This is a genomic window from Variovorax beijingensis (assembly GCF_007828835.1).
In the GTDB taxonomy this organism is placed as follows: domain Bacteria; phylum Pseudomonadota; class Gammaproteobacteria; order Burkholderiales; family Burkholderiaceae_C; genus Variovorax; species Variovorax beijingensis_A.
This window is the reverse complement of record NZ_VIVL01000013.1, coordinates 60,636-80,701: the sequence shown is the minus strand read 5'-3', so window position 1 is coordinate 80,701 and position 20,066 is coordinate 60,636. Positions and strand designations below refer to the sequence as shown.

The 20,066-nt window shown below is 69.5% G+C and carries 16 protein-coding genes and 1 pseudogene; 14 read left to right on the top strand and 3 right to left on the bottom strand.

Translation table 11 applies throughout. The annotated features are described in order from the left end of the window. Positions 1–236: 236 nt before the first annotated feature. The 5 genes and pseudogenes from FB547_RS28265 (at position 237) to FB547_RS28240 (ending at position 6,037) form a co-directional block, all read left to right on the top strand. The gene (locus FB547_RS28265; protein ID WP_145746945.1) at positions 237–1,316 is read left to right on the top strand and encodes a ParB/RepB/Spo0J family partition protein; all 1,080 of its coding nucleotides are present in this window, start codon (positions 237–239) and stop codon (positions 1,314–1,316) included. Positions 1,317–2,148: 832 nt separating this feature from the next. Next, complete coding sequence (locus FB547_RS28255; protein ID WP_145746944.1) at positions 2,149–2,424, top strand: hypothetical protein; 276 nt, start codon at positions 2,149–2,151, stop codon at positions 2,422–2,424. After that, entirely contained in the window at positions 2,421–4,313 is a 1,893-nt protein-coding gene (locus FB547_RS28250) for a phage integrase family protein (RefSeq protein WP_145746943.1), read from the top strand. Before FB547_RS28255 ends, FB547_RS28250 begins: the two co-directional genes overlap by 4 nt. A 56-nt stretch (positions 4,314–4,369) precedes the next feature. Continuing rightward, positions 4,370–4,702 (top strand): annotated as a pseudogene (locus FB547_RS28245) (amidohydrolase family protein); the annotation flags it as partial. A 252-nt stretch (positions 4,703–4,954) separates the two neighbouring features. Beyond that, positions 4,955–6,037 (top strand): hypothetical protein, encoded by a 1,083-nt coding sequence (locus tag FB547_RS28240; RefSeq protein WP_145746942.1) that lies wholly within the window; start codon positions 4,955–4,957, stop codon positions 6,035–6,037. 17 nt (positions 6,038–6,054) lie between these two features. On the opposite strand, the gene FB547_RS28235 is transcribed toward FB547_RS28240, so the two are convergent. Both FB547_RS28235 and FB547_RS28230 read right to left on the bottom strand, forming a co-directional pair. Next, a complete protein-coding gene (locus FB547_RS28235; protein WP_145746941.1) occupies positions 6,055–6,987 on the bottom strand; it encodes a CsgG/HfaB family protein in 933 nt (310 codons plus the stop codon). Between the two features lie 118 nt (positions 6,988–7,105). Continuing rightward, entirely contained in the window at positions 7,106–7,780 is a 675-nt protein-coding gene (locus tag FB547_RS28230; RefSeq protein ID WP_261380432.1) for a GntR family transcriptional regulator, read from the bottom strand. Between the two features lie 229 nt (positions 7,781–8,009). On the opposite strand from FB547_RS28230, the gene FB547_RS28225 reads away from it, so the two are divergent. From FB547_RS28225 to FB547_RS28185, 9 genes are all read left to right on the top strand, one after another. Then, positions 8,010–8,900, top strand: a complete 891-nt coding sequence (locus FB547_RS28225; RefSeq protein WP_145746939.1) for a dihydrodipicolinate synthase family protein — start codon at positions 8,010–8,012, stop codon at positions 8,898–8,900. Positions 8,901–8,932: 32 nt separating this feature from the next. Beyond that, on the top strand, positions 8,933–9,913 hold the full coding sequence (locus FB547_RS28220) for a Bug family tripartite tricarboxylate transporter substrate binding protein (protein WP_145746938.1): 981 nt from the start codon (positions 8,933–8,935) through the stop codon (positions 9,911–9,913). Positions 9,914–10,008: 95 nt separating this feature from the next. Further along, positions 10,009–11,010 (top strand): dihydroxyacetone kinase subunit DhaK, encoded by a 1,002-nt coding sequence (locus FB547_RS28215; RefSeq protein WP_145746937.1) that lies wholly within the window; start codon positions 10,009–10,011, stop codon positions 11,008–11,010. Continuing rightward, a complete protein-coding gene (locus FB547_RS28210; protein WP_145746936.1) occupies positions 11,007–11,606 on the top strand; it encodes a dihydroxyacetone kinase subunit L in 600 nt (199 codons plus the stop codon). Before FB547_RS28215 ends, FB547_RS28210 begins: the two co-directional genes overlap by 4 nt. A gap of 43 nt (positions 11,607–11,649) precedes the next feature. Continuing rightward, complete coding sequence (locus tag FB547_RS28205) at positions 11,650–12,522, top strand: branched-chain amino acid ABC transporter permease (RefSeq protein WP_145746935.1); 873 nt, start codon at positions 11,650–11,652, stop codon at positions 12,520–12,522. A 10-nt stretch (positions 12,523–12,532) separates the two neighbouring features. Next, positions 12,533–14,356, top strand: a complete 1,824-nt coding sequence (locus FB547_RS28200; protein ID WP_186454272.1) for an ABC transporter permease subunit — start codon at positions 12,533–12,535, stop codon at positions 14,354–14,356. A 76-nt stretch (positions 14,357–14,432) separates the two neighbouring features. Then, on the top strand, positions 14,433–15,563 hold the full coding sequence (locus FB547_RS28195) for an ABC transporter substrate-binding protein (protein ID WP_186454271.1): 1,131 nt from the start codon (positions 14,433–14,435) through the stop codon (positions 15,561–15,563). 24 nt (positions 15,564–15,587) lie between these two features. Continuing rightward, complete coding sequence (locus FB547_RS28190) at positions 15,588–16,340, top strand: ABC transporter ATP-binding protein (RefSeq protein ID WP_145746932.1); 753 nt, start codon at positions 15,588–15,590, stop codon at positions 16,338–16,340. A gap of 22 nt (positions 16,341–16,362) precedes the next feature. Next, complete coding sequence (locus FB547_RS28185; RefSeq protein WP_145746931.1) at positions 16,363–17,769, top strand: FAD-binding oxidoreductase; 1,407 nt, start codon at positions 16,363–16,365, stop codon at positions 17,767–17,769. On the opposite strand, the gene FB547_RS28180 is transcribed toward FB547_RS28185, so the two are convergent. Beyond that, positions 17,738–20,053, bottom strand: coding sequence for a molybdopterin-dependent oxidoreductase (locus FB547_RS28180; protein ID WP_145746930.1), 2,316 nt, complete (start codon positions 20,051–20,053; stop codon positions 17,738–17,740). The genes FB547_RS28185 and FB547_RS28180 overlap by 32 nt on opposite strands. Between the last annotated feature and the right edge of the window lie 13 nt (positions 20,054–20,066).

Sequence of the window (20,066 nt, the reverse complement as noted above, 5' to 3'; positions counted from 1 at the left end):
TTCCGGAGCCTCTTGGGGTGGAAACCAGGTTTCCACCGGGCGGCTCGCTCGGTCTGTGCCCGATCTATGCGGCATGACGCAAGCCGTGGAAACCTGGTTTCCACCGCTGCGGATTCCGCAGGCCCGATGCGGCGCGGCCATGCCGCGGTGCGTGCCGAAGGCCAGAGGCCGCATCGGCAGACGGCCCCGTTTCTCGGCATCGAGCGCGGCGCAGGCCGCGCCAAGGAGTGTCCATCATGGCTAGCACCCGCAAGCGGCTGGAGGCGTTGACCGCCGGCCTGATGCTTCCCGAGGCGGCAAGGGATCCGGTCGACACGCCGGCGCCGGCATCCGCTCCCGCGGTGCCTCCGTCCGCATCGAACGCCGTGGAAACCAGGTTTCCACCGGCGGTCGGCGGCTCGCTCGCGCCGCGCACCGGCCCTGGCCAGATGATGGCTTTCCGCGGCCAGATCCAGCAGGTCGAAGGCGAGATGGCGGCGCTGCGCGAAAAGCTCAGCCAGTACGAAGGTTCGCTGCCGACGCGCAAGATGGACCCCAAGACCATCCATCCGAGCCGCTGGGCGAACCGCCACGATGCCTCGTTCACGAGCAGCGCCTTCGCGGGCCTGAAGGCCGACATCGAGCATGCCGGCGGCAACGTCCAGCCGATCCTGGTGCGGCCGCTCAAGGACGAGCCCGACCAGTTCGAGATCGTCTTCGGCCACCGCCGGCATCGGGCCGCGCTGGAACTCGGCATTCCAGTGCTGGCGTCCATCTGGGTCGACGAGCTGGGCGACGCCGCGCTCTTTGCCGCCATGGACCGGGAGAATCGCGAACGCGCGGACCTGTCCAACTACGAGCAGGGCCTGATGTACCAGCGCGCGCTGGAAGAGCAGCTGTTCCCGACGCAGCGCCAATTGGCCGAAGCGCTCGGCGTGAGCCACACCTGGGTGCGCAAGGCGCTCATGGTGGCGCAGCTGCCGACGGCCGTGGTGGAGTGCTTCCGCAGTCCGCTGGAGATCAGCTTCCGCCATGCCGAGCAGATCAATGCCGCCATGGAAAAGGACCGCCGCGGCGTCCTGAAGCGCGTGGAAAGGCTGCGGGGCCACAGCCTCGCGCCGGCCATGGTCGTTGCGAGGCTGCTCGATGCCAAGCCCGGGTTCGAACGTTCGGAAAAGCTCGACGTCCTGTCCGCGGGGCAGAAGATCGGCACGCTGGTGCGCGCCAAGAGCGGAGAGATCACGATCACGATCGTTCCCGACGCTGCAACCGAGGCCAGCCAGGACGCACTCGAAGCCGGCATCGCCGAAGCCTTGCGCAAGGCCCGGACCCTGTAAATCCGTCTGCCGGGGGAGGGCGGCAGGGCCATTGTGAGAACCGTTGGGATTTGCCTGCGCCGACCCTCCCAGGCATCCGGCGGCCGCAACGGCACCCGGGCCGGCGTCATGGCGCGTCACCGGGGGCAGGGCAGGGAATCAAAAGCCGCCCCGGCCCGCTCGGGCCGTCGGCACCTGACGGCGAACTTCCATCGCCGGAGGCTGGGTCACGATCGCAGAGGGCTGGACGACCATGCCGCGCGGCGGGCCTGCAGGGACCGGCGCTTCATCCACGGGGCGCGCGAGGCGTGGTCCCTGCCCTTGCGCTTTTCCCTGTCCCCTTCGCCGCCGTGCCGCCCCTTGCGGCCGTGGCCGCTCTCGTCTTCGTACGGGTCCCCCGCGGCGGGACATTGGCACAGGCGGCGAGCAAGGCCCTAGGGCCAGGGCGCAGCACGGGATGCACGAAGACCTCGAACGTGATTCGCGGCTCCCATGGTCAAGGTAGTACTAAAGCAAACACGTCCCGCACCCCGGGAGCCGGCACGGACGCCAAGCCACAGGTCTGACGGGACAGCCCCGCTCGGGCGGCGGATCTCGATCGGCGACTGTTGCGAGGTTTCCACGGGATCCGGTGGCGACCGGCAGACCCAGGGCAACCCGGATAAAATCCAATCAAATCAAGAACTTAGGCGAAGGTGCTCGCGAAGATGCTTGGTTGCAACACAAAATGTGTATTGATGATTACTTCAGTTATCATCACCCCATTCATGACAACGACCACCGTACCAGCCGGCCGGCCGGCATCCGCCAGGGCCATGGTCCATCCCGCCATACCGGCGAGATGGACCGCCGCATGAGTGCGACAGACATGCCTGCCGTTCCCACACCCTCCCAACTGTCCCACATCGATGACGACGAGCTCGCGCGTCTGGCGTCGAACTGGCGGGCCCTTGCGGGCCGCGGCGACCGCGAGGCCTTCGGCATCGCGCATGCGCTCGAGGTCGAGCAGCGGCGGCGCACGCGCGTGAGCCAGCTGCAGCAGTTGCCGGAGGATCCCGCGCCGGCGCCGCGCCCGTGGTGGAAGTTCTGGCAGCCGGCCAGCGAGCGGAACCCGACATCGGCCTCATGAAGGCCCTGATTCCGCGCAAGCTGCACCGCGGACACTTCGCGTTCATGCGGGCGCTGGCCCAGGGGCTCGACGAACGGGCCAGCTGGGACCGCTACCTGCGGCTGGAAGGCGAGCACACCGACCTGCGGACCGTGCGCCGCACCATCGCCTGGATCCGCGACGAATTCGCGGCGGCGGCGCGGCGCGAGCACAAGCCAGGCACGGCCCGCCTGATCCTGCTCGATGCGGACCGCTTTTCCGCGGCCCCGGCGCTGCCGAGCCTGGCCGAGTTCGCCATGGCGAACGGCCTGGAGGATTTCTCCGAATCCGAGCAGGTCGAGGCCTACGAGGCCGCCTATCCGGCCGCGGGCAAGTCAGGGCAGGGCGCCCGGCCCTCGCGGCGGGCGCGCGTGGTCGAGCGCCAGCTCGAAGCGCTGCGCTGGCTCGAGAACCTGGTCGCCCAGGACCCGCGGCCGCTGGACAGCGTGTCGTCATGGCTCAATCCCTCGGTGGCGAGCCGCCTGGAACGCGCCGGCCTGCGCACGCTTCAAGCACTGGTCGAGCGCATCAACGGTATCGGGTCGCGCTGGTGGGTGCATGTGCCGGGCGTGGGCGAACTGAAGGCGGCGCGCATCCTCGACTGGCTGCGCGCCAATGAACAGGTGCTGGGACTGCGCATCGGCGCCCACGCGATGACGCCCCGGGCGCAGCTCGCCCCGCTGGCGCTGGCCGCCGTGGTGCCGGGCGGCACCGCGCTCGTGCCTTATGAAAAGTTCGTGCTCCCCGCCGGGCTCGACGGCAGCGCAGGCACCAACCGCGCGCCGCACGGGCAGTGCCTTCTGATGGCCGCCAACGACCACGAGGCCGTGGGGGCCTGGCTCAGCGCGAAGCGCGCGGGCGATGCCACGGCCGACCTGTCGGCCACCCAGCGCGCCTACCGCAAGGAGGCCGAGCGCCTGCTGCTCTGGGCCGTGCTGGAGCGCGGGAAGGCGCTGTCGTCGCTCACCGTCGAGGATGCGATCGACTACCGCGACTTCCTGCTCGATCCGCCCGCCCACTGGTGCGGCGCGCGCCATCACCAGCGCTGGTCGCCGCTGTGGCGGCCGATGGAAGGGCCGCTCGCGCCCTCGGCGCTGCGCCAGGCCATCGCGATCCTGCGCAGCCTGCATGCCTTCCTGGTGAACCAGAACTACCTCGTGGGCAACCCCTTTGCCACCCTGGCGCCGCCCGCGAGCCTGCAGCAGCCGCTGGACTCCAGCCGGGCGCTGAGCTTCGCGCAGTGGGACCATGTCGATGCGCTGCTTCAGGCGCACGCCGACACCGAAGCCAGGCGCCGGCTGCGGCGCGGCATGCGCTGGCTCTATGCCACCGGCCTGCGGCTGGCCGAGATCACCAGCGCCAAGTGCGAGGATCTGGAACAGGTCGAATACCGCAGCGCCGACGGCGCGCTGGCCACCGGCTGGCAGCTGGCGGTGGCCGGCAAGGGCGGTCGCTGCCGCCGGGTGCCGGTGCCGCCGGCGCTGGTGGCCGAACTGGAGGACGAACTCGCGCGCCACGGCTTCGAGCGGCAGGTCGGCGCCGTGAGCAACCGCGGCATCCATGTGCTCGCGCGCTTCGATGCCGAACTGCGCCGTCCGGCCGCGTGGTCGGCCTCGGGCCTGTACCAGGCGATCAAGGCCTTTGTCGCCCAGGCCGCAGCCGGCCTGCGTGGCGCCGAAGCGCAGCAGCTCAAGAAAGCGAGCACTCACTGGCTTCGACACTCGCATGGATCCCACGCGCTGCGGGGCAGGGAAGGGCAGGTGCCGGTGCCGATCCAGGTCGTGCAGAACAACCTTGGGCACGCCTCGGTGGGGACCACGGCCATGTACCTGGCCGCCGCGCAGGTGCAGAGCCATACCGAAATGCGCTAGCTGCTAGCGCGCTTGGGCGCTCGCTCGCGGACCGCGATCTGCGCAAGATGAGCGCCATGCAAACCATGGACGAGAACTGGCTGTGCTTCCACCCGAACCCGTCGAAGCCGCGCTTCACGCCGCCGCCCGGCGCGGTGGACGCGCACTGCCACGTCTTCGGCCAGGCGGCCGTGTTTCCCGACGCGCCCGAGCGCAAGTACACGCCCTGTGACGCTTCGAAGGATCAGCTCTTCGCCCTGCGCGACCGGCTGGGCTTCGAGCGCAACGTGATCGTGCAGGCCACCTGCGACGGCAGCGACAACCGCGCGCTGCTCGATGCCATCGCGCATTCGAACGGGCGCGCGCGCGGCGTGGCCTCGGTCGCGCCCGACGTGAGCGAGGCCGAGCTGCACTGAAGCTGTCGGGAGGCCCGCCGCAAGGCAGGCGCGAGCGCGCATGTCCATTCGTTTGTCTCCATCTTTCTTGAAGCGCCGTGGCTGTCCTGGGTCGGGCTCCGGCGGTAGGACTATCGCCACTCGGGCGGCGATTCGCTATCCGGCCCGGGCACTTGGAGATATGTCGCGGCGGCATACCTGATGCGCGCAGCTTCCTCGCTAAGATGCGCGCGGGACCGCGTTGCCATCGCCACCGAGGACATCTCTTTGACCATCAACCTGCAAACGCTCAAGTGCGGTGAATGCGGCAGCGGCATGCTCCAGCGCTCGGGGCTCAACCAGTACGCCTGCGCGCATTGCGGCTCGGTGTCGATCGTCGAGGACAACGTCTCCGACCGGCTGGAGCGTGTGCTCGAGCAGGTCAAGGACGAAGCCGGACGAAGGCTGGCGGTTGAACAGTCGGCACGCGGCCGCAGCGCGGCTCGGTCGATGGGCCTTGCCATCGCGGCGGTCGTGGTGCTGGTCACCGGTGTCTTCGGCGTCATGGCCTATGTCGTGGACCGCAACCAGCCGGAGCGCGCCTCGATGGCGCCGCGCACGATCCCGAGCGAGGGCCTCAGGCTCGAGGCACGCCAGGTGCTGGCGGGCAGCGGCAGTTCGGCGCAGCCCTGGCTGCTGGTGACGGCGCGCAACGAGAGCGGCACCGCGATCGAGCGGCCGAAGGTCAAGGCGATCTTCTACGACCGCGACAGCCGCATCGGCGAGCACAGCGAATCGGTGCCGATCGGCACGCTGATGCCCGGCGAGATGGCGCCGGTGCTGATCCAGCTGCCGGGCGACCAGCCCGTCACGCGCTACGAGTTGCAGGCCGGCGCGCTGTCGACGCCGTTCTGGACGACCGAGGGGCCGCCGCTGCAGTTCACGCGCGTGCGTCTGGTGCAGCAGGCGGACGAGGTGTGGTTATTCGGCCGCCTTGCCAACGCGCGCCAGGACGCCCTGGCGCTGGCCATCGTCGAAGTGCTGGTCACGCTGTACGACGACGCCGGGGCGGTCATCGGTGTCGGGCGGGGCTTCTCGCAGGCCATCGAACTCAGGCCCGGCGAACGCAGCGCGGCGGAAGTGCGCATCGAGCGCCTCGGCAACCGCAAGGTGCCGATCGCGGCATGGGACTACCGCATCGACTACAGCCTGACCGAAGGCGCGCAGCAGGCCAAGAAGCGGGTGCTGACGAGCAGCAGCCGCGTGGTCCGCACGGCCGGCGCGCCGGAAATCATTCGCGCGTCGCAGCGCCTGAGCAGCGCGGAGCTGCTGGCCGACAGCGGCTCCGAGCAGGCCGGCAAGGCGCGCTGACGTCGCCGCGAGCCGGGCTACTTTCTCCTGCGGCCCGATGATGCCGGCTGCGCCGAGGTCTGCGAAGGCGCCGCGCCGCCATCCACGCCGAGCCGGCCGCCGCCGCCCAGGCCCTGGCCGCGCACCGTCTGCGCCTTGTAGCTGCGCAGCGAGCGCACCATCTGGTTGAAGGCGTCCATGAAGGCCGCCGCGATCAGCTTGCCCTGCGGCGTGCGTGTGTAGCCGCCGACGTTGCCGGCGCCGCGCAGGCCGCTCAGCTCGCCGAAGCCCGCGAAGTCGGTCTTGGAGGCGCTGCCTTCCGATGCCGCGACCTGCACGCCCGAGCGGTTGTCGATGAGCGTCAGCAGCGCCGCGGCTTCCTTGGTCTGGAGGCTGGCGCCCAGGCTCGCGATGGCGCGGCCGCGGCCGCCGCCGACCAGCCCGCCGATGGCGCCGCCGAGCCCGCCCGCGTCGTTGTTGCTGAATACGATTTCCGGCGAAAGGCCGTAGTCGGACGCCACCATCTGGCCGCGGCCGAAGTTGCTGCCGCCGCGCATCTCGCCCGACTGCATGAGCGCGCGCTCGCGCGTCATCGCGTTCATGCCGGCCGCGCCGCGCTCGACCACCACGAAGCAGTTCGACTGCTGCACCAGCAGGCGCAGCAGATTGGCCGTGGGCGGCAGCTTGTATTCGCCGGTGAGCACGGTGTACCAGCCGGCATCGACGTTCTCGATCAGCGAGACGGTGCCCAGCGGCGAATCGCAGCGCTCGAGGGCGCTGCTCTCACCGGAGGTGGCCGAGCCCGCGGCGCTGCCGGTCGCGACGGTCTTGGCGGACTGGCTGCCCATCTGCATGTCGAGCGCGGGCATGTTCTGGCAGCCGGCAAGCGCCAGGAGCGTTGCCGCCGCTGCGGCCATGGCCGGTCTTGAAAACGCGCGCTGCTGGTAGGCCTTGTCCGTGGATTTCTTCATGCGATCTTCCCGTTGTTTGCGAAAGGGCCGAGATCCGGCCCCGCGCAAATCTAGAGGGAAGGCAGGATTTCCCACAGTGCCTAAAGTCACTGGTTGCGCTGCCCACGGCAGGGCATCGTCAGACCGATCCCGGCAACTGGCCCACGCGCAGCATGCCCGTCAGCACCCGGTGCTTGGACTCTTCGATGTGGGCCATCATGTGGGCGAGCGCGCCTTCGCCGTCCTTGGCGGCGAGGGCGTGCAGGAACTGGAGGTGTTCCCGCATCGCCGGCACGACCTGGACCGGGCGCATGGAATCGGCGTCGTAGCGGATCAGGCGCACGTGCAGGCTGTTGACCCGGTAGATCTCCGACAGGATCTCGTTGCCGATCGAATCGACCATCAGATCGTGGAGGCCCCAGTCCACCGCCTGGGCGTCTTTTTCGAGCTGCGCGTCGGGCTGGGGCTTGAGCGCGCGTTCCAGGATCGCCTCGTGGGCTTCGATGAGTCTTGCGATCGTCTCGGCGCTGGCGACGCGCGCAAAGTGAACCACCGCTTCGCGCTCCACCATGGCGCGCACCTGCCAGGCATTGCGGATCAGCTTCATGTCGACGCTGGCGATCTGCAGGCCCCGCTGCGGCACCGCCTTGATGAGGCCGGCCGCCTCCAGCCTCGGCACCAGCTCGCGCACGGCGGCCAGCGGCATCTCCAGCAGTTCCATGAGCTCGCGCTGCGAAACGAACTGGCCCGGCCTGATGCGCGCGTCGATGATCTGCTGCTGGAAGCCCTGGTAGGCGCGGCTGCGCTGCGTCACGGGCGCGTGTTCGACGCCTGCTTGAGCCGCCTGTCTGGGGCGGGCTGAACGGGTGGTGGCGGGGGGAGTCATTGCAGCAATGGTACGTGGTGCGGGCGTTGGCCTGTCATTGTCGTACGACTAGGGTTATCACTAACACATGACTAACATGTTAGTCGGTGTATAGTTGTCCCATGGCGCGGCACCCGCCGCCTTTTCGCTGTCATCCCCGCACACCGGAGCTTTCTTCATGGGTCTCGATCTCACTGGCGTCATTCCGCCGCTCGTCACGCCTTTCACTGCCGATGGCAGCATCGACGAGGCGGCCTTCCGCAAGCTCATTCGCTTCAATCTCGACAAGAAGGTGCACGGCGTCTGCCCGGGCGGCAGCAGCGGCGAAGGCCACACGCTGACGATCGACGAGTTCAGCCGCCTCATGGAGATCACCGCCGCGGAGGTTGCCGGCCAGGTGCCGATCGTGGCCGGCATCATCTCCAACAGCACGCGGGACGCGATCAACCGCGCCAAGGCAATCTCGCACCTGCCGGTCGCGGCGCTGCAGGTCACGCCGGTGCACTACCTGTTCAAGCCCGACGAGGAGGCGACCCACCGCCACTTCAAGGCATTGACCGAAGCGGTCGACATCCCCGTGATCATCTACAACGTCGTGCCGTGGAACTACCTGAACCCGGCGCAGATGATCCGCCTCATGAACGAGCTGCCCGGCGTGCAGGGCATCAAGCAGAGCCAGGGCGACCTCAAGCTGATGGCCGACCTGCTGCTCGGCGTTCCGAAGGGCTGCAAGGTCTTCTCGGCCGTCGACGCCCTGCTGTACTCGTCGTTCGCGCTGGGTGCGCACGGCACGATCGCCGCCACCCCGGCCGCCTTGCCGGGCGTGTGCGTGGCCCTGTGGAACACCGTGCAGGCCGGCGACCACGTGAAGGCGCTGGAGATGCACAAGTCGATGCTCGCGTTCTGGAACGCCGTGATCGGCGACAACCTGCCGGCCAACCTGAAGACGACCATCACGCTGCAAGGGTGTGACGCCGGCCTGCCGCGCGCACCGATGCCGCCGACCACCGCAGCCCAGCGCGCGCGCATCGAGACGGCGCTGGAAGACGTGCTGCGCTTCGACGCCTGAAGGCGCCATCCACTCGGAGACAGGTGAAAAAAATGAACATCGATCGTCGGCAGATCCTCCATTTCGGCGCGGCCGCCGCGGCGGGCAGCGTGCTCGGCGCGCCGGCCTGGGCGCAGGGCTTTCCCAGCAAGCCGCTCACGCTCGTGGTTCCCTTCGCACCGGGCGGCAACACGGACATCGTCGCGCGCACCGTGGCCGTGGCGCTGGGCAAGGTGCTGGGCCAGTCGGTCGTGGTCGACAACCGGGCCGGTGCCGGCGGCTCGATCGGCGCCATGCAGGTGGCCCGCGCGGCGCCCGACGGCTACACGCTGCTGCTTTGCGGCGCCGGCGTGGTGGTCACGGTCCCGGAGATGGTCAAGACCAGCTACAGCCGGTCGAGCTTCGCGCCGCTCGGCCTGGTGAACAAGAGTTCGATGGTTCTGCTCGCGCGCAAGAACGAGACGCGCTTCAGGAACTTCAAGGAGTTCGCGGCCTATGCGCGTTCCGGCGACGGCAAGCTGACGGCGGCGCACTCGGGGCCGGGCACGCCCAACCATCTCGCGCTGCTGCAGCTCGAGAACCTGCTCAAGACCAAGTTCACGATCGTCAGCTACAAGGGCTCGGGTCCGGCGCTGGTCGACCTGATCGGCGGCCAGGTCGATGTGCATTTCGACCAGGTCACCAGCTCGCTGCAGCACATCAAGGGTGGCTCGCTCCAGGCGCTCGCGGTCCTGGGTCCCGCGCAGGACCCGTCGTTGCCCGGCGTGCAGACCGTGGCGGAGCTCGGCTTCGGCGAGATCGATGGCACCACGTACGTCGGGGTCCTCGCGCCCAGCGGCACGCCAAAGGACGTGCATGACAAGCTCGCCGCGGCGCTGGCGCAGGCCGTCAAGGACCCGCAGACGGTGAACAGCGCCCGCGAACTCGGCAGCGTCGCCCTGTCCAGCACGCCGCAGGAGTTCGCCCGCATCCTCGACGCCGAGTACGCACTGGCCACGCAGGCCACCAGGGACGGCCGCCTCAAGGCCGACTGAGCACCTCCGCGCATGCAGGCGCCGGGCGCAAGCCGGCGTCGGCAGCGCCATGCCCGCGACAGCACGACAACGCCCCCGAACAGACGAAGACCACCGTGAAAAAGATCCTCAACGACCCCCATGCCTACGTCGACGAAATGCTCGACGGCCTGTGCCTGGCCCATCCCGAGCTGCAACGCCGCGGCGAGGGCGGCCGCGTGATCGTGCGCCGCGGCGGCGCCGTACCCGGCAAGGTCGGCATCGTCACCGGCGGCGGCTCGGGCCACCTGCCGGTGTTCCTCGGCTACGTCGGCGAGGGCCTGCTCGACAGCTGCGCCGTGGGCAACGTGTTCGCGGGCCCGCGCATGGACGACTGCATCGAGGCGATGCGCGCCGCCGATGGCGGCGCGGGCGTGCTGCAGCTCTATGGCAACTATGGTGGCGACCGTATGAACTTCGACATGGCGGCCGAAATGCTCGCACTCGAGGGCATGCCGGTGGCGTCGGTGCGCGTCGCCGACGACGTGGCGAGTGCGCCCGCTGCGCAGCACGAGAAGCGCCGCGGCGTCGCAGGCCTGGTCCTGGTCTACAAGGCCGCCGGCGCCAAGGCGGCCGCCGGCGCGACCCTGGACGAGGTGGCGGCACTCGCGCGCAAGGCGGGCGACGCCTGCCGCTCGATCGGCGTCGCGCTCAGCCCCTGCGTGGTGCCGGAGTCGGGCAAGGCTTCCTTCGCCATCGGCGACCAGGAGGTGGAATTCGGCATGGGCATCCATGGCGAGCCCGGCATCTGGCGCGGGCCGCTCAAGCCGGCCGACGCGCTGGCCGACGAGATGCTCGAGCACGTGCTGCCGGAGCTCGCGCTGGCGCAGGGCGATCGCGTTGCCGTGCTCGTCAACAGCCTGGGCGCGACGCCCGCCGAGGAGCTCTACATCCTGTACCGCCGCGTGGCCGGCGTGCTCGCGCGCCGCGGCGTGACGATCGTGCGCCCGCTCGTGGGACGCTATGCCACGTCGATGGAAATGGCGGGTGCATCGCTGAGCGTGATGAAGCTCGACCCGGAGCTGGAGGCGCTGCTGGCCGCGCCCGCGGACTGCCCGTTCTGGAGCGTGCGCCGATGATGCTCGACGCCGCCACGCTCGCGGCCGCGCTGCCCCGCTGGTGCGCGGGCCTGCACGCCGCCGCCCCGGAACTCAACGCGCTCGACGGCCGCCTGGGCGATGCCGACCTGGGCGCGACGCTCGACAAGTGCGCCACGATGGTGGAGCAGGCGCTGCCCGAGTTGCCGGCGACGCTGGAAGGCATCTTCAGGCGCACCGCGCAGGCGACCGCCAAGGCGTCGGGGTCGAGCTTCGGAACGCTGCTGACGGTCGCGCTCATGAGCTGTGCCAAGCGATGCGCGGGCATCGACTCGCTCGATCGCGCGGAACTCGCGGCCATGCTCGCCGACGTGGTCGCCACGCTCGCGGCGCGCGGCGGTGCGAGCCTGGGCGACAAGACGGTGCTCGACGGCCTGCATGCCGTTCATGTCGCACTGGCTGCGTCGCCGGAAGGCGCCGACCTCCGCCGCGTCGCCAGCGACGCAGTGCGCGCCGCGCTCGACGCGTTCCGCGACAAGCCCAACCGCATCGGCCGTGCGCGCATGTTCGCGGACAAGACCATCGGCATGGACGACCCCGGCATGGTGGCACTGCAGCGCATGGTCGACAGCCTCTGACGCGCGGAACCCGCCGCGCGCAATTTTTTTCCGGAGACAAGAAATGCTTGGACAAGTGATCGTCAGCGGCCTTGCCATGGGCTGCATCTACGCCCTGATCGCTCTCGGCTACGCCTACGTCTGGAACACCATGGCGATCGTCAACTTCGCCGCCGGCGAGTTCCTCACGTTCTCGGCCTTCGTCTTCGTCGCCACCTTCACCACCAGCCTGCAGCTGCCGTTCTGGCTCGCCGCGGTGCTCACCGCCGCGGTCATGGCCGTGCTGGGCGCGGTGTTCTCGCGCCTCGTGTTTGCACGGCTGCAGCGCCAGAAGGCGCTGGTCGCCATCATCGCGACCGTCGGATTCGGCATCTTCCTCAAGGAGATGGCCCGCATCATCTACGGCCCCGAGCCGCTGCTGTACGCCAGCCCCTTCGGCGACGGCGTCGTGGCCCTGGGCGGACTGCGCGTTCCCGTGCAGCAGATCGCGATCATGGCGGTCGTCGTCGCCGTGATGGCGCTCCAGTACCTGGTGCTGCGCTACACCACCATCGGCAAGGTGATGCGCGCCACCGCGCTCGACCGCGAGACCGCGCTGCTCATGGGCATACCGGTCAACCGCGTCCTTGCCGGCACCTTCGCCTTCTCTTCGGTCCTGGCCGCGCTCGCCGGCATCCTGCTTGCGCCGCTCTTCTACGTGACGACCGAGATGGGCACGCTGGTGGGGCTGAAGGGCTTCGTCGCGATGATCATCGGCGGCTTCGGCAGCGTCCCGGGCGCGATCCTTGGCGGCGTGCTGCTGGGCGTGGCCGAGAACGTCGGCGCCTTCACGATCTCCTCGACCTACAAGGATGCGATCGCATTCGGCCTGCTGCTGGTGTTCCTGCTCGTGCGTCCCCAGGGCCTCTTGCCCGAGCGCAATGCGGACCGTGCCTGAGGAGCCCGCCATGACCCAGACCTGGATGCGCCCCGCCGCCTGGACCGCCGTGCTCGCGGCGCTCGCGCTGCCGATCGTGCTGGACCTCAACAGCTACTACCTGCACGTCCTCAACCTCGCGTGGATTTTCGCGATCGCCGCGCTGGGGCTGCAGGTGGCCACCGGCGTCACCGGACAGATCGTGCTCGGGCAGGCGGCGCTGGTGGGTTTCGGCGCCTACGCGACGGCGCTGTTCATGATGCGGCTCTCGCTGCCGTGGTACCTCGCGCTGCCGGCGGCCATGCTGCTCACGGCGGCCGTGGGGGTGCTGCTGGGCGCGGTGAGCACGCGCATCAAGGGGCACTACCTGGCCATCGTCACGCTGGCGCTGAACGAGATCTTCCGCATGGTGGCGCTCAACGAGGAATGGCTGACCGGCGGCCCGATGGGCATGCGCGACATCCCGACCCTGAGCATTCCGGCGCTGGGCGACAACATCGACCGGCAGCTGTACTTTCCGCTGCTGGCGCTGTGCTTCGCGGCCTATGCCGTCACGGTGCTGTTCCATCGCGGGCGCACGGGCCGCCACATGCGCGCGGTGCGCGACGACGAGATCGCCGCCGAAGCCATGGGTGTCGATTCGCGCCGCGTGAAGACCATCGCCTTCGTGGTGTCCAGCGCGTGGGCGGCACTGGCGGGCGGCCTGTATGTGCTGCTCGTGGGCTTTGCGGCGCCGGCCAACTTCACGGTCTTCGAGAGCATCAAGATGATGCTGATGGTGGTGCTCGGCGGCCTGGGCTCGATTGCCGGCACCTTCCTGGGCGCGGTCGTCATCACGGTCCTGCCCGAAGCGCTGCGCGGCCTGCAGACCTACTATCTCGCGGCCTTCGGCATCGGCGTCGTGGCGATCCTGCTGCTCGCGCCGCGCGGTCTCGGCGTGGTCGGCGACTGGCTGCTGGGCGCGTTCCTGACCGGCAAGCGCGAACCCGTGGGCGAGGCGCCCGCCGCGCCGCTCAACCTCGGCGCTGCGGCGGCGGCCGCGGCATCGGCGCTGCGTGCCCATGTTCCGGCGCCCGGCGCCGGCGAGGCGCTGCTCAGGGTGCGCGGCGTATCGCGCAGCTTCGGCGGCGTGAAGGCGCTGAACGAGGTGGCGTTCGACCTGCAGCGCGGCGAGATCCTGGGCCTCATCGGACCCAACGGCTCGGGCAAGTCGACCATGATCAACGCCTGCTCGGGCACGGTGGGCGTCGAAGGTTCCATCCAGCTGGGCAGCGACCGCATCGACAACCTCGCGCCATGGACCATCCATGCCCGAGGCGTCTCGCGCATCTTCCAGAATGTCCGGCTGTGGGAATCGATGACGGTGCTGGAGAACGTGATGGTGGCCCATCGCGCGCCGCGCGACCCGGCAGGCTCGCGCGAAGCCTGCAGCCGTGCCGCCGCACTGGAAGCCCTTGCCAGCATGGGCGTCGCGCATCTTGCGCACCGCCGCGGGGGCGACCTGTCCTTCGGCCAGAGCCGGCTGGTCGAGATGGCGCGCGCCATCGTGAACAAGCCGAGGCTGCTGTTGCTCGACGAGCCCGCGGCCGGGCTGCGCGGCGGGCTCATCCTGGAACTCTCGCAGATCCTCCAGCACCTGCGCGCGCAAGGCATGTCGATCCTGGTGGTCGAGCACCGCATCAAGCTGGTGATGAACATGTGCGACCGGGTGGTCGTGCTCAACCTGGGCGACAAGATCGCCGACGGCCGCCCCGCGGAGGTCATGGACTCCCCGGCGGTGATCGAGGCCTACCTGGGCGAGCGCATTCCACCGGAGCCGGCGGCTCCCCTGGCGCGCGAGCCGGCCCCGGCGTGAGACCGGCATCTCCATCTTTCCGCTCCCTCGGTTTTCAACAAGGCGCATGTTGCGCAACTCACCGGAGACACAAGCCATGAAGAAATCTTCCATCCCGTTCCCGCGCGCCGGCTGGCTCGGCGCCGCCGCGCTGGTGCTGTGCGTTCCAGCCATGGCCGATGCGCTGATCGGCGTGTCGCTGCCCCAGACCGGGCCCAAGGCCCTGGTCGGGCGCAACTTCAAGCAGGGCGTGGAACTCGCGGTCAGCGAAATCAACGCCGCGGGCGGCGTGCTGGGCAAGCCGCTGGAAGTGGTGTTCGAGGACGACCAGGGCGACAACCCGAACGGCGCCATCAATGCCGTCAACAAGCTGATGCAGGTCAGCAAGGTGCCGGTGATGATCGGCCCGCACTACTCGGTCACGCAGATGGCCACGCAGAAGACCTACTGCAACGGCAAGGTGGTGTCCATCACGGGCGGCACGTCGGTGGCGATCACGCACAGCGGATGCAGCTACGTGGTGCGCACGCGCTCGGACGACGACGTGCAGGCCCGGGCGCTGATCGCCTATGCGCGCAACGAACTCAAGGCCGGCGAGAAGACCGCGGTGTTCTATGCCAACGACGACTTCGGCAAGTCGGGCCAGGCGCGCGTCGTCGCGCAGATGGCCGCGCTGGGGCTGAAGCCCGTGGCGGTGGAAAGCCACAACCCGAGCGACAAGGACTATTCCGCCCAGCTCGCGAAGCTGCAGAAATCCGGCGCCGAGCTGGTGATCCTGTGGGCGCACGACACCGATGCGGCATTGATCCTGCGCCAGGCCAGGCAGTTCGGGCTGCCCTTCAAGTTCGCGGGGGCCGTGCTTTCCGAAGACGCATTCCTCAAGCTCGCGGGCAGCGCGGCCGAGGGCTCGATGAGCGCGTCCTATTTCGTGCCCACCGATCCAAACCCCGCGGTGCAGGCGTTCGTCAAGAAATACGAAGCCAGGTACAGGATGGCGCCCGACGTGTGGTCCGCCACCTACTACGACGCGACCATCCTCGCGGCCAAGGCGATCAACGAGGCCAGGTCGGCCGATGTCGAGAAGATCCGCGCGGCATTCTCCAGCGTGAACTACAGCGGCCTGCTGGCCGACTACAAGTGCGACAAGGCGGGCGACTGCAACAAGCAGGTGAACATCGTCGAGATCAAGGGAGGCCAGCCGGTCGTGCGCTCGGCCGTCAGGTTCTGAGGTGGCGCGCATGCGAGGAAAGCCATGATGCAAGCCGATCTGCCTGCTTCGGCGATGGCCGAGCGCCCGGAGCTCGAGCTCGCGCACGTCGACGTGTTCTACGGGAAGGTCCAGATCCTGTTCGACCTGTCGATCCGCGCCTACCCCGGCCAGATCGTCGCGGTGATCGGTGCCAACGGCGCCGGCAAGTCGACCACGCTCAACCTGGTCGTGGGACGCCTGAAGCCGAGTGCCGGCCGCGTGGAGTACTGCGGCCACGGCATCCATGATCGATCGGTGGAGCAGATCGTGGCCTCCGGCATCGCCTGTGTTCCGCAGCGCCGGCGTATCTTCTCCACGCTCAGCGTCAAGGAGAACCTGGACGTCGGCGCCTACGTGCGCCGGCACGACAAGGCGGCCGTGGCCGAGACCCTGGACGAGGTCTACGAGCTGTTCCCGGTGCTCAAGCGCAAGTCCGGCGAGATGGGCGGGGTGCTTTCGGGCGGCGAGCAGCAGATGCTGGCCATCGCCCGCGGTCTGATGGCCGGACCGCGCGTGCTGCTTCTGGACGAACCTTCGATGGGGTTGTCGCCCAAGCTGACCACGGCGATGTTCATGGACATTCGCCGCATCGCGCGCGCCGGCCGCACCGTGGTCATCGTCGAGCAGAACGCGTTCGCCGCGCTCAGCGTCGCCGACCATGGCTACGTGCTGGAGGGCGGGCGCATCGCGCTGGAGGGCAGCGCCGCCCAATTGCTGCACGACGACCATGTGCGCGACGCCTACCTTGGCGCCTGAACATCCCACACCCCCGTCAACGATGCCCTTCCACCGATCCCTCGAACAAACCGCGCGAGCGGTCGAACTGCTCCTGCCCGAGTTCCGGGCGATCTTCGGCGAGCGTGCCGTCACATCGGCTGCGGTGCGCGCGCACCACAGCCACGGCGAGGGCCTGCCCGACCCCGGGCAGCCGGACCTCGTGCTGTTCCCCCTTGCGAACGAGGAAGTGGCCGCCGCGGCCCGGCTGTGCCATCGTGCCGAGGTGCCGATCATCGCCTTCGGCAGCGGAACCTCGATGGAGGGGCACGTGGCGGCGATCCACGGCGGGGTGTGCATCGACCTCTCGCGCATGGACCGGGTGCTGGAGGTCTCGACGGATTCGATGGACTGTCGCGTCCAGGCCGGCGTGACGCGCGAGCAGCTCAACGAACACCTGCGCAGCAGCGGCCTGTTCTTCGCGGTGGACCCGGGCGCCAACGCGTCGCTGGGCGGCATGGCGTCTACGCGCGCGTCGGGCACGGCCGCCGTGCGCTACGGCACCATGCGCGAAACGGTCATGGGGCTGACGGTGGTGACGCCCGACGGCCGCATCGTTCGCACCGGCACGCGCGCGCGCAAGTCGGCGTCGGGTTTCGACCTCACCCGGCTCTACGTGGGCAGCGAAGGCCTCCTGGGCATCCTCACCGAGGTGCAGCTGCGCCTGTTCGGCCTGCCGGAGCATGTGGTTGCGGCGGTCTGCCAGTTCGACAGCCTCCGCGCCGCGATGGACACGGTGATCGCCACGCTGCAGCTGGGTGTCCCGGTGGCGCGCATCGAGCTGCTCAACGATGTGCAGATGGACGCATGCATCCGCTATTCGAAGCTCGACGAATTCGAGGCAAGGCCCACGCTGTTCATCGAGTTCCACGGCAGCCAGGCGGCCGTGGCCGAGCAGGTGGACATGGTGCAGGGCCTTGCCAGCGAGAACGGCGGCAGCGGGTTCCGCTATGCCCACCGGCCCGAGGAGCGCTCGCGCCTGTGGAAGGCCCGCCACTCGTGCTACCACGCCAACCTGGCGATGCATCCGGGCTGGAGTTCGATGGGCACCGATGCCTGCGTGCCGATCTCGGCGCTGGTCGACTGCATCACCGAGACCGAGGCCGACATCCGCGAAAGCGGGCTCTATGCACCGATCGTCGGGCACGTGGGCGACGGCAACTTCCACCTCGGGATCATCTACGACGACGCAGACCGGGCGGCGCGCGCCAAGGCCGAGGCGCTGGCCGAGCGTGTTGCCCTGCGCGCGATACGGATGGGCGGAACCTGCACCGGCGAGCATGGCGTGGGGCTGCATCGCATTGGCCAGATCGAAGTCGAGCATGGCGAGGCGATCGATCTGATGCGCGACATCAAGCGGGCCCTGGACCCCGCCGGAATCATGAATCCGGGGAAGATGCTGCGCATGTGACCGCCACCGGCGGCTCGAACGCGCGGATCGGCGGCAGCGCGCCGTCGTAGCGTTCGATCTGCACCGTGCTGAGCTGGCCTGCGCAGCCTTGCGCGAGCGACGAGGTGCCGATGTCGCGCGTCAGCACGTTGGGGTTGCCGTGCGCGCACATCGGGCGGCCCTGGTCGTCCGTGGCCGGGTCGTACCAGGCGCCGGTGGGCAGCTGCACCACGTCCTCGCGCATGTCGGCACACAGGTGCGCGCTGGCCAGGCAGGCGCCGATCTCGTTGAAGAGCCGCACGATGTCGCCTTCCTGGATGCCGCGCGCCGCGGCGGCGGTGGGATGCAGCGTGCAGACCTCGCGGCCGCGGCGCTTGCTGGCCTGGCTGTGGGCGCCGAAGTCGAGCTGGCTGTGCAGCTTGGTGTGCGGCTGGTTGGCAACCAGCCACAGCGGATGCTCGGCGGTCGGCGCGAACCTCGGTGCAAGCCAGGCCGGATGGCCCGGGCAGTCGGCATAGCCGAAGGCGGCGATCGCCGGCGAGCTGATCTGCACCTTGCCGCTGGGCGTGGGCAGCGGCGCGGCGGCGGGATCGTTGCGGAAGGCGCGCAGCATGCCGCCGTCGTCGTCCCGCTGCGGCAGCATGAGTTCGCCGCGCTGCCAGAAGGTCTCGAAGTCCGGTGCGTCCAGGCCCAGTGCCTCGAGCCCGCTGCGGGTGCGCTCGTACAGGTGCGCCAGCCATTCGCGTGTCGTGCGGCCCTCGCTGAAGGCCTCGAGGGCGCCGAGCCGTTCGGCCAGGTCGCAGAAGATGTCGTAGTCGTCGCGCGCCAGGCCGCAGGGCTCGGCGATGCGGTGCATGGCCACCACCATCGGGTCGGTGGCCGTGGCGCCGATGTCCTCGCGCTCCAGCGTCATGGTGCTGGGCAGCACGATGTCGGCATGGCGCGCGGTCGCGGTCCAGGCGATCTCGTGCACGACGAAGGTGTCGAGGGTGCGGAAGGCCTCGGCCAGGCGCGCGAGGTCCTGGTGGTGGTGGAACGGATTGCCGCCTGCCCAGTACGCGAGGCGGATGTGCGGATAGGTCCGGCGCTGGCCGTTGTAGTCGAAGGGCTGGCCCGGATTGAGCAGCATGTCGCTGATGCGCGCGACCGGAATGAACTCTTTCACGCCGTTGCTGCCCTGGGGCAGCGCGGCCGCCGGCACGGCGTTGTTGCGCTTGCCGTAGTGCGCGAGCGTGCCCAGCGCGTAGTTGTAGCCGCCGCCGGGCAGGCCCAGCTGGCCGAGCGCCGCGGCCAGCACCGCGCCCATCCAGACCGGCTGCTCGCCATGCTCGGCGCGCTGCAGCGAGTGCGACACCACCACCAGCGAGCGCTTGCCCACGAGCGAGCGGGCCAGCTCGACGAGCTGCTGTGCCGGCAGGTCGCAGATCGGTGCGGCCCAGTCACAGTTCTTGGCCACGCCGTCGCTGCGGCCCATCAGGTAGTCCTCGAACGCGGCCCAGCCGTCGCAGTGGCTGGCGATGAATTCGCGGTCGTGCGCACCGTCGCTGACGATCTGGTGCACCAGCGCCAGCATCAGCGCCGTGTCGGTGTTGGGCCTGGCGGCGAGCCACTCGAGCCGCGCCTCGTCGGGCAGGTCGCTCCTGAGCGGGCTGATGCAGACGAAGCGGCAGCCGCGCGCCGCCGCCTCGCGCATGGCGCCGCGCTCGACATGGCGGCTGATGCCGCCCGAGGCGATGCGCGAATTCTTCAGCGCCATGCCGCCGAAGGCCAGCACCACGTCGGTGTGTTCGACGATCTGCTCCCACGTCACGTTGCGGCGCGCCACCTCTTCCATCGAGCCGAGGATGTGCGGCAGCATCGGGCCCGAGGCGCCGGCGCTGTAGCTGTTGACCGAGCGCACGTAGCCGCCGAGCGTGGTGTTGAGGAAGCGGTGCACCTGGCTCTGCGCATGGTGGAAGCGCCCCGCGCTCGACCAGCCGTAGGAGCCGCCGAAGACCGCGCTGGCACCGTGGCGTTCCTTCACGCGCCGCAGTTCCGCGGCCACCCGGTCGAGCACTTCCTCCCACGGCAGGGCCACGTACGCGTCCCGGCCGCGCATCGGATCGGGCCCGGGGCCGCGCGCCAGCCAGCCCTTGCGCACCATCGGCGTGGTCACGCGCGCGCGGTGGCGCAGTGCATCGGGAAAATTGTCGATCAGCGGGTTCGGGTCCGGATCGCCCGGATGCGGCTTCACCGTGAGCGTGCGGCCGTCCCAGGCGGCGGAGAACACGCCCCAGTGGGCGCTGTGCGGATGGAAGGTGGGCATGCGCGGGTCCGCG